Consider the following 14766-nt stretch of genomic DNA (forward strand, 5'->3'; position numbering starts at 1 on the left):
ATTTCCATGGACACAGTCAACACCCAGCATCTCGAAGCACAGCTCTTCATCGACGGCGAATGGACCGGAGCGGAAGACGGCCGTACGCTCGATATCGTCAATCCCGCGACAGGCGAAGTCATCGGCGCCCTCGCGGCGGCTTCCGGGCCAGACGTCGACCGCGCGGTGCGCGCGGGTCACCAGGCATTTGAGCGAGGCGCATGGCGCGATATGCCGGTCCAGCAAAGGGCGCGCGTGCTCAACCGCTTCGCGGATCTGTTTGAAGCGGACCTCGAGCAGTTCTACAGGCTCGAAACGCTGAACAACGGAAGGCCTATCGCCGAGACGCGCGCACAGATTGCGCGCCTGCCCCAGTTTTACCGGTACTTTGCCGCGCTTTCGCTCACACGGCGCAGCGACGTCATTCCGGTGGAAGGCCCGTACCTCTGCTACACGCAGCGCGTGCCGCTCGGCGTTGTCGCGCTCATGACTTCGTTTAACCACCCGTTGATGATTCTGTCGAAGAGCCTCGCGCCCGCGCTTGCCACCGGCAATAGCGTGGTGATCAAGGCGTCGGAGCAGACGCCGCTCACCACCGTGCGGCTGGTCCGGCTGCTGGTGGAGGCCGGGGTGCCGAGAGGCGTGGTGAACGTGGTCAACGGCGTTGGACACGAGGCAGGCGCCGCGCTGGCGCGGCATCCGTTGATTCGCAAGGTCGTCTTTACGGGCGGCACGGACGTGGGGCGCTCCATCGGCGAAGCGGCCGCCCGCAACTTCGCGCTGACGACGCTGGAGCTGGGCGGCAAAGGGGCCGTCCTGGTGTTTGACGACTTCGATCTGGAGCGCGCCGTCAACGGCGCGGCCTTCGCCGCGTTCATCGGCGCGGGGCAGACCTGTGTCTGCGGCGCGCGCATTCTCGTCCACAAGCCGGTCTACCCGGCGTTTCTCGAGCGGTTTCGCCAAAAGATCGCCAGCATTCGCATCGGCGACCCGCGCGATCCGAAAACCCAGCTCGGCCCGGTCATTTCGGAGCGGTCACGCCAGCGCATTCTCGCCATGCTCGGGCGCGCCAAGGCGGACGGGGCAAAGGTGCTGACGGGCGCCCGCGTACCGGCAGGACTCGAGCGCGGCTTCTTCATCGAGCCGACCGTGCTCTATGACGTCGACCCGAAATGCGAGATCGGTCAGCAAGAGGTGTTCGGCCCCGTGACCGTGGTGATGCCGTTCGACGACGAGGCCGACGCCGTGCGCATTGCCAACGATACGCAATTTGGCCTTGCGGCATCGGTCTGGACGCAGGACGTCGCCCGCGCCCATCGCATCGGCGGCAAGCTGGAGTTCGGCATGGTGTGGATAAACGACCATCATCGGCTTGATCCGGCGTCGCCCTGGGGCGGATTCAAGATGAGCGGCGTCGGTCGCGAGACGGGTGTCGAATCGTTCGACCAGTTCAGCGAGCCGCGCGCCGTGACGATCAACACCACGGGCGAGACAGTCGACTGGTACGCCGACGATGGCGAGCCGAAGCGCCTGAACTGACCCGACGGCTGACGGTCCGCCACGCTTCAGAACCGGTGGTCGACGCGCGCGTACACCGACTGCGCCGACACGTGGCCGGTATTGAGCACCGCATCCACCCCCAGCGCCACGGTGGTCGCCTTCGACGCCAGCAGGCTGACACTGGCGCCGGTGGTCAGGAACGAGCGCGGCAGGTCCGTCCCCGGCGCGGCGAATACGGTGCCATCCTGGCTTTGCACCAGCGCAACGCGGCCCCCGCCCAATGCTTCGTGCGCATAGCCCAGGCGCAACTGCACGTTGACGGGGCGCACGGCATCGCCCAAGGCTTTGTCGAGCGTCACGCCGACGTAGGGCTGCAGGCTGCGTGCGTTGTCCGCATCGACTTGCAGGTTCTGGCCGCCGGCGCCGCTCTCGCCAAAGCCATTGGCGCGCATGTAGGCATAGCGCAAGCCCGCTTGCGGCGTCAGCACGAATCCGCCGGCCTGCATGGGCAGGCTCGCCTGCATCGACGCGGTGAATTCGTGGCCGATATGGTCGCCCTCGGCCGTGCCCGTCCCGGCAAACGGCCGCTTCTGCGACAGGAAATCCAGCCCATAACCCAATGTGGCCGACAGGTTGACCGCGCCCACAGGCTGGTTGCCATAAAGCGCCAGCCGCAGCGTATCGATGTCACCGGACGAGCCGGTGCCGTCTTCGCCGATGGACGTATGGGTATAGCCGCCGGCCGCGCCGACCGTGGCACTGCCAAGCCGCCCGTCGGCGCCGGCCAGGAAACCGTAGGCGTGGGTCTGGAACCCCGGTGCGCTGCCGGAGCCACCCACCTTGTTGCGGGTGCCGTTGGCCTTGATCCACACATCCCTGGACGTTTCCAGGCCGTGCTGCACACTGGCCAGCCGCTCGAGCAGCGTCGCGTTGGCGCCCTGCGCCTGCAAGAGTGCCGCCGTGCCAAGCGCCGTGTAGATCGACGTGTTGGCAGGTGCCACCACCAAGGGGTCTGTCGGCGCGGCCCCCGCCAATGTCAGGGCAACGTCGCCGAGGCCATAGGTGACGGACGGCTGCAGCGTGCCGAGATTGGCGCCCGCCGTCGCGGTGGTGACGTTGGCGAAGCGGCCCGTCACGCCATTTGCCGCGCTCAATACGGTGTACTGTCGCGCCGAGTAGGTACCCGGTGTGAACACGACAGCCAATGTGCCGCCCAGTGCGGCGGAACCGCTCACGCGCAGCTGCGACGCGTCCGTCGGACTGACTTCAATCGACAGGGTGCCGCTCGCCGCCTGGGCATAGTTGCCGCCGACCGCCAGCGTGCCGATGGAGCCGCCCGGCGCCACCACGCCGCTGTTGTCGACATTGCCCAACACCGTGCCGTGGCCACGCAGCGTGCCCGGCATGTTGACCAGCACGTTGCCGCCAAGCGTTGCACTGGCGTTGGCCGCATCGCCCACGGCCAGCGCGCCGCCCGCCACGGTGGTGGTGCCGGCGAAGGCGCCGCTGACGCCGTTGAGCGTGAGCGTGCCGGTGCCTTGCTTGATCAGGCCACCGGTACCGGCCAGGCTGCCGCCGAACGTTTGCGACGTGTTGTCGGTCAGCGTGAGCGTATTGGCGCCCAGCGCCACCTGGCTCCCTCCCGCGCCCGACAGGTGCCCCACCGACTGGCTGCCACCGGCCGACAGGTCCAGCCGCGCACCGGTAGCCGCCAGCGCCACGCCCGTATCCGCGGCCAGCCGGCCCGCGCCGGCCAGGGCCAGCGTGCCGGCGTTGATGGTGGTGGCGCCGGTGTAGGTGTTGACGCCGGACAGCGTCTGCGTGCCGCCATTGAGCGTGAGGCCGCCCGTGCCGCCAATCACGCCGCTGAACGTGCCGGCGGCATTGCTGATCGTCAGCGTCTGGCTGCCCAATGCCACGATGCCGCCGCCCGACAGCGCGCGCACCGTTGCGCCACTCGTCGTGCCGGAAATGTCGAAGCTGCCGTTGTTGACCAATCCGCCAGAGCCCGCAATGCTGCCCGCGCCCGTCAATGCCAGGGTGCCGGCATTGACCGTGGTGGTGCCGGTGTAGGTATTCAAGCCGGACAAAGTCTGCGTGCCGCCGCCAAGCGTGAGGCCGCCCGTACCGTCGATCACGCCGCCGAACGTGCCGCCGCCAGTGCCCACGGTCAGCGTCTGGCCACCCAGCGCGACGGCACCGGTGCCAGACAACGCCCCGATCGTTGCACCGCCGGACTTGCCGGAAATATCGAAAATGCCGTTGTTGACGAGACCGCTGGAACTGGCAATGCTGCCCGTGCCGGTCAACGCCAGCGTGCCGGCGCTGATGGTGGTGACGCCCGTATAGGCACTCAGGTTCGTCAGCGTGAGCGTGCCGGCACCCGTCTTCGTCAAGCCGCCCACGCCGGCGAGGGCGCCTGCCATGGTCACATCGTTGCCATTGGTGTCGAACGTGCCGCCGGCCGTGCCCAGCGCATTCAGCCGGCCGGAAATGTCCGCCGTGTTCCCCGAAGCCCATTGCAGGCCACCGCCATTCAGCGTGATGTTGCCCGATCCAAGGTTGCCGCCATTGCTGAAATTGATCAGGCCGGCGTTGACGATGGTGCCACCCGAGTAGGTATTCGCGCCGGTCAGGAAGGTCGTGCCGCTGCCGTTCTGCGTCACCGTGCCGGTGCCGGAGATCGCCGTGGAAAACGTATATGCCGCGTCGGACTGGTTGAAGTTGATCGCGCCGGCATTGTTGATGCTGCCGGCCAGCCCGTTGATCGTGCCGGCGCTCGCCCCATTGGCCGTGGCGTTGCCGATGTTCAGCGTACCGTTGCCGGTGATGGTGAAGGTGGCGCCCGCCAGGTTCAGCGTGCTGCCATCGCCAAGGTTGAACACGCCTGCGCCACCAGCGCCGCCGTTGCCGGAGCAGCCGCAGTTGCCGCCCGCGCCGCCCAGGCCGCCAATGTATAACTGAGTGCCGACCGTGATGGCTGTGCCGCCCGTGGCCGTCAGCGTTCCACTGCCGCCCGTGCCGCCATTGCCGCCGCGAGTACCACCGGCGCCCCCCGAGCCGCCACCGCCACCAGCGCCTCCGATAAGCAGTGCGTTGGCAACGTTCAGTGTCGTCCCGTTGAGGTCCAGCACCCCAGCGCCGCCGTCGCCGCCATTGATGCCGCCCAGGTTGGCGCCGTCCCCGCCGCCGGCACCGCCTCCGATGCCGACGTAATCGTAAGTCGGCAGGAGGCTACTGCCATTGGCGGTGCCGGGAATCGTCTGCGTCGGAGCGGGAACGCCGCTGGCACCGCCAGAGCCCGGAAGGAAAAAGTCTGCCCCGCCGCCACCGCCGCTGATGCCGCCATTGCCGCCGTCGCCGCCACCCACGCCCCCGGCACCCACGAGAAGCACATCGGCCGCGTGCGCCATTGGCGCGGCCAGGCTCAGCGAGAGCGTCATTACCGCAGTCGCCCCGGCACGCCGCCGGAGAGGGCGTCTCCCTCCCGTGCCGGCCCCCTTTGCGCGCGGCGCCGCCAGTTCCGACACAGCCTGCCAGACACCCGACGCCCCGTTCCATACCAGTCGATAAATACGATTCATCCCGGTAACCCCTCGTTTCTTTTTTTGGGCTGCGTGATCATGGCCACGTTTGTTCCGCGACATGGGCGCGGCCAGCACATCACGGCGCGCTAATGTAAGATTTGTCGCAGAAAAATGCCATTACCCGAACGAGTAGTCATGCACACCGACCCCATCCTGTTGCAGGAAATCGTGCGTCTGTATGAAACCGAGCCGGATTTGTTGACGTTGCCAGGCGTCCTGTTCGATGGAGTCGCCCGATTGACCGACGCCGACGTCGTCGCCTGGACGGAGATTCACCATCGAAGCGGAGAGCTGCGCGCGCTGCTGTCGATCGAAGACGCGCCCGGCCGGCGCGAGCAGGCCTTCGCGGCCTACGCACGCCATGCCGGCAGCCACCCGTTCTGGCAGAAAGACCCGGCCTTCTACGGCGAGCGGGCCATTCGCGAGTCGGATCTCTTCAGCGACGACGAATTCATGGCGCTGCCGATGGCCCAGGAAGTGTTCCTGCCATCGGGCGCTCGCCGCATCATGGGCGTCCTGATCCAGCACGGCGAGTACTCGCTGGACCTGAGCGCGCATCGCATCGTTGGCCGGCCGGCGTATAGCGATGCCGAGCGCGACCGGCTCCAGACCTACCGCGGGCACGTGCTGCGCGTCTATCGCCAGGCACAGCAGCGCACGGTCGACAAGCTCTCCGCCGCGGACCGTCTTCACTTTGCCTTTCCCGGCCTGACGCAACGGCAGATTGAAGCGGCCGTATGGCTGGCCGAGGGCAAATCCAACGAAGCCATCGCTGCCGCCATGAACGTCGGCCTCGATACCGTCAAGGCACACCTGAAGGCCATCTTCAGCAAGATCGGCACCGACAGTCGCCTTGCGCTGGCCAGGCTCGTCCATACCGTGCCGCCGTTTTCGCAGATGCCGCCGTTGTGGAAGCTGCCGACGCAGTCGTGGAAGACGCAGACGGTACCGGTTGTTGCGAACGCGAGGTAGGCGCGAGTCCTGCCGACCCTCGCCAGGATGCTACCCGCTTGCTGGCCGCGCGCTCCCGCCGGGTATTGCATTTCCGGCGGCATCCGCGCGCCGCAGAACGGAGGGCCTTGGCTTTAACCGGCGGTAGCCGCCCCGTTTGCCCGTGCCGAATGCAATTTTCTGTAGCTGTCAATCAGGCGGTGATGCCTGTCGAGGCCCTCCAATTTCATGCTGGTTGGCGTCAAACCAAAGAAACGCACGCTGCCGTCCACTGAACCCAGCACCGCGTCCATCCGCGCATCGCCATACATCCGGCGGAAGTTGACCGCGTAGTCGTCCAGGTTCAGGTCGTCATCCAACAGCACCTCCAGCACCACATTCAAGGCCTGGTAAAACAGTCCGCGCTCGACCGTGTTGTCGTTGTACTGCAGGAAGGCGCCCACCAGTTCGTGCGCCGCCTCAAATTGCTGCAAGGCGAGATGAATGAGCAGCTTCAGCTCCAACACTGTCAACTGCCCCCAATCCGTATTCTCGTCAAATTCGATGCCGATCAGCGTGGCGATGTCGGCGTACTCATCCAGCTCACTGTTGTCCAGACGCTCAAGCAGAGCCTCCAGGCTTGTGTCGTCCAGGCAATGCAGGTTCAGGATATCTGCGCGGAACGACAGTGCCTTGTTGGTGTTATCCCAGATCAAATCTTCTACAGGATAAACTTCCGAATAGCCCGGAACCAAAATCCGGCAAGCAACGGCGCCAAGCTGGTCATACACCGCCATGTACACCTCTTTGCCCATGTCCTCAAGAATGCCGAGCAAGGTCGCTGCTTCCTCGGCATTGGAGTTCTCGCCCCGGGCGGAAAAATCCCACTCGACAAAATCGAAACTCGCCTTGGCACTGAAAAAGCGCCACGACACCACGCCGCTGGAATCAATGAAGTGTTCAACGAAATTGTTGGGCTCAGTCACGGCGTTAGTGACAAAGGTGGGCTGCGGCAAATCGTTCAGGCCTTCAAAACTGCGACCCTGCAGCAATTCTGTCAGGCTCCGTTCCAGCGCCACTTCGAAGCTGGGATGCGCGCCGAACGAAGCAAAGACACCGCCAGTTCGCGGGTTCATCAAGGTGACGCACATCACCGGATAAATTCCGCCCAACGAAGCGTCCTTCACCAATATCGGAAAGCCTTGCTCTTCCAGCCCCTGAATGCCAGCCAGAATGCCAGGGTATTTCGCCAGCACGTCGTGGGGCACATCGGGCAGCGCCATTTCGCCTTCCAGGATTTCGCGCTTTACCGCCCGTTCGAAAATCTCCGACAAGCATTGCACCTGCGCTTCGGCCAGCGTATTGCCGGCACTCATGCCATTGCTGGCGTAGAGGTTTTCGACCAGATTGGAGGGGAAATACACCACTTCGCCATCCGACTGCCGTACATACGGGAGCGAACAGATGCCGCGCTGCACATTTCCCGAGTTGGTTTCGTACAGGTGCGAGCCACGTAACTCGCCATCGGGATTGTAGATGGGCAGGCAGTATTCATCGAGAATTTCAGCCGGCAGCGCATCTTTAGGTCCAGGCTTGAACCAGCGCTCGTTCGGGTAATGTAAAAATGCCGCATTGGCGAAGTCTTCGCCCCAAAACGTACCGGCATAAAAATGATTGCAATTCAGGCGCTCGATAAATTCCCCCAGCGCCGACGCCAGCGCGCTTTCCTTGGTCGCTCCCTTGCCATTGGTAAAGCACATTGGCGAGTGCGCGTCACGGATATGCAGCGACCAGACATTGGGAACGATATTGCGCCATGAAGCGATTTCTATCTTCATCCCCAGGCCCGCCAAAATGCCCGACATATTGGCGATGGTTTGCTCCAATGGCAGATCCTTGCCCGCAATATAGGTGCTGGCGTCCGCTGCCGGCTTCAACATCAGCAACGACTGGGCATCGGCATCCAAGTTCTCTACTTCTTCGATCACGAACTCGGGTCCGGTTTGCACCACTTTTTTTACCGTACAGCGATCGATGGAACGCAAGATGCCCTGGCGGTCCTTGGCGGAAATATCCGTCGGCAGCTCGACTTGAATCTTGAAAATCTGCTGATAGCGGTTTTCCGGGTCGATAATATTATTCTGCGACAGGCGGATGTTGTCGGTTGGAATGTTGCGGGTTACGCAGTACAACTTAACAAAGTAAGCCGCGCACAAGGCCGACGAGGCCAGAAAATAATCGAACGGACCCGGTGCGGAGCCGTCGCCCTTATAGCGGATAGGCTGGTCGGCTACTACCGTGAAGTCATCGAACTTGGCTTCAAGACGTAGCTTGTCGAGAAAGTTGACCTTGATTTCCATGGGGGAATTCCAAAAAATGGTGCTAAAAATGATGTGACCGCTACTGTCCGGCGCCGTGCTGGAGGTGCCTTATTCGTCGTGGGGACGGAATGTGATGGTGAAGCCGGCCCTTTGCCGTGACACCACCGCGCTCGGGTCCTCCGCGATGTCCCCGGTGACTGCGATGTTCGCCTTGCCGCCCGGATCGGGTTTGGAACGACGTTCAGATCGCGGTTGAAACGATTGGAACGATTGAAACGCCTGAAACGCTTTTCGCCACAAGGCGAATGTCCCTTCAGGCCGATTCCCGCGCTGGAGCGCGCTTGTCCGCATGATCGCCGAAATCCTTGGCGAACGTCCGCGCGTCGTCTCCCATGCAACGCCCGCTGCCCGCCGGGGGCATCTCAGGCGATGACCTTCTGCTCTGCGGCAGCCTGCTCGCGCATGCGGCGGGCTTCGTCGCGCAGGAACTGCTGGTAATCGTCCAGATCGCCGTCGAAGGGCTCGACGCCGCCCTTGGTGACCAGCCAGAACTCGTCACATACGGCGCGCAGCAGGGCCCGGTCATGACTGACCAGCATCACCGTGCCCTCGAATTCGTTGAGCGCCATGGCCAGCGCTTCGCGTGTGGCCAGGTCGAGGTGGTTGGTCGGCTCGTCGAGCAGCAGCAGGTTGGGGCGCTGCCACACGATCATGCACAACACGAGCCGCGCCTTTTCGCCACCGCTCATGGTGCCCACCGCCTGGTGGACCATGTCGCCACTGAAGTTGAAGGTGCCGAGGAAGGTGCGAAGCGATTGTTCGGTTCCACTCTGGCCAGGGGCGCGCAGGTGGGCCGGCGTGTCCTTGGCAAGGCGGATCATGTGTTCCATCGGCGTGTCGAGCGGGCGCAGCACGTCGAGTTCCTGCTGTGCGAAGTAGCCGATGTTCAGGCCTTTGCCTTCGCTGATTTCGCCGGCAATCGGCGCCAGCGCGTGTGCCACCGTCTTCACCAGCGTGGACTTGCCCTGCCCGTTGGCACCGAGAATGCCGATGCGCTGCCCGGCCAGCACGGAACGGCTGATGCCCCGCACGATGACCGTGGGCGGCGTGCCCGGCAGTGCGCCGGTCGGCGCCGGGTAGCCGAAGCTCGCGTCCAGCATCGACAACAGCGGGTTCGGGACGTTGAGCGGCTCCTTGAACTCGAAGTTGAACTCTGCGTCGGCAAGCACCGGTGCGATCTTCTCCATGCGTTCGAGCGCCTTGACCCGGCTCTGCGCCTGCTTTGCCTTCGAGGCCTTGGCCTTGAAGCGGTCGATGAATTTCTGGAGGTGGGCGATCTTGTCCGCCTGCCTGGCCATCGCGGCCTGCTGCAACAAGATCTGCTCGGCGCGCATGTCTTCGAACTTGCTGTAGTTGCCGCCATAACGCACGAGCTTGGCGTTGTCGACGTGCACCGTCACCTGCGTCACCGCGTCGAGGAATTCGCGGTCGTGGCTGATCACCACCAGGGTTCCTTGATAGCGCTTGAGCCAGGCTTCCAGCCAGACCAGCGCGTCGAGGTCGAGGTGATTGGTCGGTTCGTCGAGCAGCAGCAGGTCGGACGGGCACATGAGCGCGCGCGCCAGTTGCAGTCGCATGCGCCAGCCGCCGGAGAAACTATTGACCGGCTGGCTAAGCTGCGCGGCACTGAAGCCAAGGCCCAGGATCAGCGCCTGGGCACGTGCGGGGGCATCGTGCGCACCGGCGTCGTGCAGGTTCATGTAGGCGTGCGCCATGCGCATGCCGTCGTCGCCGGCCTCGGCGGCGGCTACTTCGGCCTGCGCGGCCAGCAGCACGGTGTCACCCTCGACTACGAAGTCGGTCGCGCTCTGCTGGGTCTCCGGCATCTCCTGCGCGACCTGGCCCATCTTCCACGCGGCGGGAATCGAGAACTCGCCGCTGTCTTCGTGCAGCGTGCCGTTGAGAAGGCCAAAGAAGGACGACTTGCCAGCGCCATTGCGGCCGACGAGGCCAATCTTTTCGCCGGGCGTGAAGGTGACGGATGCGCGGTCGAGTACAACATTAACGCCGCGGCGCAGCGTGACATGACGGACGGAAATCATAAGGAGCCACTTCGGAGAGGATTGGCATCATAGCCGACCGGACGTGCAGGGCCGTCTCTTTTCTGAGCCGCTGCGCCCGCCGGCCGGTCGCAGTAACCAGCGAGCAGGTCAGCGACCGGCTGCCGCCATGACCTGGGATTGCCGCCACCGCGCGCGACCCGGGTGAACTTACAACGATCCGTTGGTCGTCGGGCTTACAATTAGTTACTATCTCGTCTCCCACTACAAGACACCACCCGACGCCAATCGTCGAGATCGCCCCATGAACCCTGCACGGCAATTCGCAGTTGCGTTGATCGCGTCATTGTTCGCTATCGGCGTAGCCGGAAATAGCGCATATTCGGCGGAGCCGGCTTCGGATGCCAGCGCCGACGCGGAAGTGGATATCTCCAAAGACGGCGAAGCCCCGACGAACGATCTTCACAGCGACCTCGGTGAATTCTGCTTCTTCGCGCACCTCCCTCCGGCTAGTCAGAAATACAAGATCGTCAAGAACATCAAGATCGGCAAGGGAACCTACGGCAGCGTGCAGGACATTCTCCCGAAAATGGCGGAGTACGCCCAATTGCGCGGAGCAGACGCAATTGTCCAGTACACCGGATCACAGCGATTTGGCTTCTGGCCGTGGCGTATGGTTCGGCCTGTCGTCCGTGGCGTCGCAGTCCAGTGGACCGATCCGAAGCCTTCCGGTTGCGAATCCATTGGCGGCACAAAACTGAAGACGATACTTTCCTCGGGGCAGCCGCCGGCGCAGTAACAGGGCGGCATTCTGCCGAAGGCATATTCGCCAACTGACTTGACCTCAAGGTCCGGCATCCAGATGCCGATCCGTCTTCCTTGGCATGGTCAATTCTTCATGCCCGGCCCCGGCGGCCCGTCTTTCCATCCAGCGGCGATAGCGGCGGGCACGGCGCCCGGCGTCCGCTTGCGAGACGATCAGCGCCCAGACCGGCGAAACACCGGGAGCCGTGCGCCGTTGGCGGCTGAGGCGGGTCAGTTGGTATTTGACGGTCGCCATGTGCGCGGTGGCGGCGAGCGGCTTGTTTTGCCAGGTGATCGGCTTGAGCGTGGGGACATCCGGCCGGCCGAGCCGCCAATTGCGGGGCAGGCCCGGTTCGATCGCGAGCGCGGTACCGATTCCCGCCATGGCGATGCCGCTGTCGATCACTTTCTGCGCTACCTCGCGCCGCCGGATGCCGCCGGTGACCATGAGGGGCATCTGCGCCACCGTGGCGATTTCGCGGGCGAATTCGAGGAAGTACGCTTCGCGCGCCAAGGTGTGCTCGTCCCGGCCAGGGCCCATCATCGCCGGTGCTTCGTAGCTGCCGCCGGAAAGCTCGACCAGATCGACGCCGAGCGGAGCGAGCATCTCGACCACGGCTCGCGCATCCTCGGGCGAGAAGCCGCCGCGCTGGAAATCGGCGGAGTTGAGCTTGACGGCGACGGCGAAACCGGGCGCGACGGCAGCGCGCACGCCACGCACGATGTCAAGCAGCAGGCGCGCGCGGTTCTCTAGGGAGCCGCCCCAGCGGTCGCGCCTGCGGTTCGACAGGGGCGACAGGAACTGGCTCAGCAGATAACCATGCGCGGCATGGATTTCCACACCGGTGAATCCCGCGCGCTCCGCCAGGCGCGCGGTGGCCACGAAGCGGCGCTCGACCTGTGCGATGTCGTGCTCCGTCATCTCGCGCGGCATGCGGAACCGGCTGGACTGCCTGCCGAGGTCCAGCGCGATGGCCGACGGCGCCAGCGTCTCCTGGCCGAGCGCGGCCGGCATCTGCCGGCCGGGATGGTTGATCTGCATCCACACCCCGGCGCCGCGCGAGCGTGCGGCGTGGGACCAGGCCCGGAAGCGGTCGAGGTGGCAGTCATCCTCCAGCACCACGCCGCCGGGGCCGGTCATGGCGCGGGCGTCGACCATCACATTACCGGTGATGATCAGTCCCGCTTCGCCCTCGGCCCAGGCTTGGTAGAGCCGCAGCAGTCCGGCCGAGGGCGCATGGTCGTCGTCGGCCATGTTCTCTTCCATCGCAGCCTTGGCGATGCGGTTCGGGATCATGGCGCCGCAGGGCAGCGTCAGTCGGGAAAAAAGGGACACGGAAATCTCCAATCACGAGGATTTGACACACCATAACCTTCAAGTTAAGTTGAAGGTCAAGTGAGTCTTGAGGAGATCCGACTTGAATATCGGGGAGTTAGCGAAGCGCACCGGGCTGACCAGTTCGCGCATTCGCTTCTACGAGCATGCTGGCTTATTGAAGACAGTGGATCGACGGCCGAATGGGTACCGGACTTACCCGCCCGAGGCGGTACTGGCCCTGGAACTGATCACGACCGCGCAGAAAGCCGGTTTCAGCCTGGATGAAATCCGTACGCTACTGCCGGCTGATCTGCAACACTGGGAGCACGAGGCCTTGATCGGGGCGCTGCGCCGGAAAGTGGGCGATATCGAAGCGCTCGAAGCGAGACTTGCCCAAAGCAAAGCCCAGCTGGTCGCCCTCATTCAAGACATCGAGGCAACGCCCGGCGACATGGACTGTGCCGCCAATGCACGCCGGGTACTGTCGCGCGTGCTGGGTAAAGAAAAAGAGGGGGCGGCCATGGCGGTCAGCGAAGTCAAGCTGCCAGGCGAGGCCGGCGGGCGTCGATCGGGCCAGGCCCGCTAGCCGGCTGGGAACCTGTTCGCCACGCCTGATCATGCTGCCGGCGCCTGGTGGTGCTGGCCGTGGGGTGGTCAACTGGCCAGTGCCGGAATCGCCTCGTCTCCTGCCGCATTGTGAGCCAGCTTGCTGGCACTGGCCGGCTCGCATGCTGGCCGCTTGAAGGGCAGCGCTTCCATCTGCACGAACCCGTGATGCCGGGCCCTATCCCGGATCGCCCGCCTGCTGTCAGACCATTTCATTGGCAGCTTCGCCAGCCAGCGCGACTTCCGTCTCGTTGGTCGCCGTGCCTTTCGCTATCGCATTGTCGACTTCGGAAACCATGTCGCCCAGACCGATGGCGACCGTGATATTCGGCGTCCAGTTCTTGCGGTCGGTGCTGACCTCGGCAAACGTCGTTACCGTTGCGGTGTAGCCCTGCGATCTGAGGTCGTCGGCTAGCCGATGCGCCCGCGGTTCCAGCGCCGCTTGCGGATTGTCTTCGCTGATGTCGAGTACCAGTCTGGTCTCGAATTCTTCCTTGCCCCTCTGAATTGCCGTTTGCATTGCCTTGAGTTGCTTATTCGCCAGCGCGACGAGCTTGCTGTACCTGGATTCTTCCTGGCTGGCGCGCAGTGCCTTGGCGGCGTTGATGATTTCGGTGCGGTCCACGAACATGATTGCCTTTCGAAGTAGGGGAGAGAAAGCACGGGCACCGCACGAGCTTGACTTCAGGAGCCAACTTATCCGGGGTGCGGCGAGTACTGTATAAATATACAGTACTCGCCGGCTAACCGGCAAGAAGTAAGCGAAAGTCCCTCGTGGCAGAAGGTATGGCGAATCACGCTACCGTCGACGCGTCGATCCCGACTCCTACAAGAAATGGCGATTTGACTGATCCATGGCCGCACGGCGGGCAATCAGAGGGGCGCGGACAGAGCCTGTTCGACAGCCGTGCGAAAATCCGCATATGTATTCCCATGTCAGTCGACTGATGAAGACACCCCTTATCTTCCTCGCCGCATTGCTGGTCGCCATCGTATCCATGGCCGGATGCTCGGATCGCAATTCGTCCTCTCAGAAGAATGCGGAAAACACGCCAGCTACCGCCAGCGCACCGCGCACTGATGAATGGCTCGGCAAGTGGACCGGACCGGAAGGCACGTTCCTCGAGCTGGCCAGTGGCCATGGTAAGTACGATGTCACCGTGCAGAATCTCGATGGTCCGCGCAAGTTCGAGGGCAGGTATGCCGATGGCGGAATCGAATTCGACCGCGACGGGACCAGGGAGGTCATTCGCGCCACCGACGGTGCCGAGACCGGAATGAAATGGCTCGCCGACAAGAAGAACTGTTTGACGGTCCGGGCGGGCGAAGGCTACTGCAGGGACTGAGCACGCGAAGCATGACTGCTTCCAACCGCAGCCGGGTACTGAGCCTGTACGTTTAGGGTGATGGGCGGTCGCTTCAATCGTAAATGTCACGAACACGGTCGCAGTCGGAGTTCCGTCGCTGAGCCATATCGGCCGCCACAACGTTTACGCGAAGTCGCTCGCCAATGTTCGCAGATGGCCGGTAAGTGCCCGATTGCCCAGGGCGGCTGGTGAACCCAGCGGCGACGGGCTGTAGTCGACCCAAAGCGGACCACTGGCGAGGTTGGAAGCGAACGCCTGTCGTCAGTTGGTATTGACGGCTATATATTGCTACGA

At 63.8% G+C, this 14766-nt stretch carries 10 protein-coding genes; 5 read left to right on the forward strand and 5 right to left on the reverse strand.

From position 1 onward, the window contains the following. The first annotated feature begins 6 nt into the window (after window positions 1-6). Window positions 7-1518, forward strand: a complete 1512-nt coding sequence (locus ACKI2N_RS23635; RefSeq protein WP_420993178.1) for an aldehyde dehydrogenase — start codon at window positions 7-9, stop codon at window positions 1516-1518. Window positions 1519-1544: 26 nt separating this feature from the next. Here ACKI2N_RS23635 and ACKI2N_RS23640 read toward each other — a convergent pair whose 3' ends face one another. Beyond that, window positions 1545-5063, reverse strand: a complete 3519-nt coding sequence (locus tag ACKI2N_RS23640; protein ID WP_420993179.1) for an autotransporter domain-containing protein — start codon at window positions 5061-5063, stop codon at window positions 1545-1547. Between the two features lie 138 nt (window positions 5064-5201). Here ACKI2N_RS23640 and ACKI2N_RS23645 point away from each other — a divergent pair, with 138 nt between their 5' ends. Next, the gene (locus ACKI2N_RS23645) at window positions 5202-6038 is read left to right on the forward strand and encodes a helix-turn-helix transcriptional regulator (RefSeq protein ID WP_420993180.1); all 837 of its coding nucleotides are present in this window, start codon (window positions 5202-5204) and stop codon (window positions 6036-6038) included. A gap of 113 nt (window positions 6039-6151) precedes the next feature. Here the strand turns inward: ACKI2N_RS23645 and ACKI2N_RS23650 are convergent, their stop codons facing one another. Both ACKI2N_RS23650 and ACKI2N_RS23655 read right to left on the reverse strand, forming a co-directional pair. Further along, complete coding sequence (locus ACKI2N_RS23650) at window positions 6152-8356, reverse strand: OsmC domain/YcaO domain-containing protein (RefSeq protein ID WP_420993181.1); 2205 nt, start codon at window positions 8354-8356, stop codon at window positions 6152-6154. Between the two features lie 383 nt (window positions 8357-8739). Continuing rightward, complete coding sequence (locus ACKI2N_RS23655; RefSeq protein WP_420993182.1) at window positions 8740-10419, reverse strand: ABC-F family ATP-binding cassette domain-containing protein; 1680 nt, start codon at window positions 10417-10419, stop codon at window positions 8740-8742. Between the two features lie 262 nt (window positions 10420-10681). Between ACKI2N_RS23655 and ACKI2N_RS23660 the strand changes: the two genes are divergently transcribed. Then, the gene (locus tag ACKI2N_RS23660; RefSeq protein WP_420993183.1) at window positions 10682-11176 is read left to right on the forward strand and encodes a hypothetical protein; all 495 of its coding nucleotides are present in this window, start codon (window positions 10682-10684) and stop codon (window positions 11174-11176) included. A 45-nt stretch (window positions 11177-11221) separates the two neighbouring features. On the opposite strand, the gene ACKI2N_RS23665 is transcribed toward ACKI2N_RS23660, so the two are convergent. Next, a complete protein-coding gene (locus ACKI2N_RS23665; RefSeq protein WP_426990939.1) occupies window positions 11222-12517 on the reverse strand; it encodes an NADH:flavin oxidoreductase/NADH oxidase family protein in 1296 nt (431 codons plus the stop codon). Window positions 12518-12599: 82 nt separating this feature from the next. Here ACKI2N_RS23665 and ACKI2N_RS23670 point away from each other — a divergent pair, with 82 nt between their 5' ends. After that, window positions 12600-13085, forward strand: a complete 486-nt coding sequence (locus tag ACKI2N_RS23670; protein WP_420998540.1) for a MerR family transcriptional regulator — start codon at window positions 12600-12602, stop codon at window positions 13083-13085. 222 nt (window positions 13086-13307) lie between these two features. Here the strand turns inward: ACKI2N_RS23670 and ACKI2N_RS23675 are convergent, their stop codons facing one another. After that, on the reverse strand, window positions 13308-13736 hold the full coding sequence (locus ACKI2N_RS23675) for a hypothetical protein (protein ID WP_420998542.1): 429 nt from the start codon (window positions 13734-13736) through the stop codon (window positions 13308-13310). 316 nt (window positions 13737-14052) lie between these two features. Between ACKI2N_RS23675 and ACKI2N_RS23680 the strand changes: the two genes are divergently transcribed. Beyond that, on the forward strand, window positions 14053-14451 hold the full coding sequence (locus ACKI2N_RS23680) for a hypothetical protein (protein ID WP_420998543.1): 399 nt from the start codon (window positions 14053-14055) through the stop codon (window positions 14449-14451). Window positions 14452-14766: the final 315 nt, after the last annotated feature.

The organism is Cupriavidus sp. 30B13 (assembly GCF_049059565.2).
Lineage (GTDB): Bacteria > Pseudomonadota > Gammaproteobacteria > Burkholderiales > Burkholderiaceae > Cupriavidus.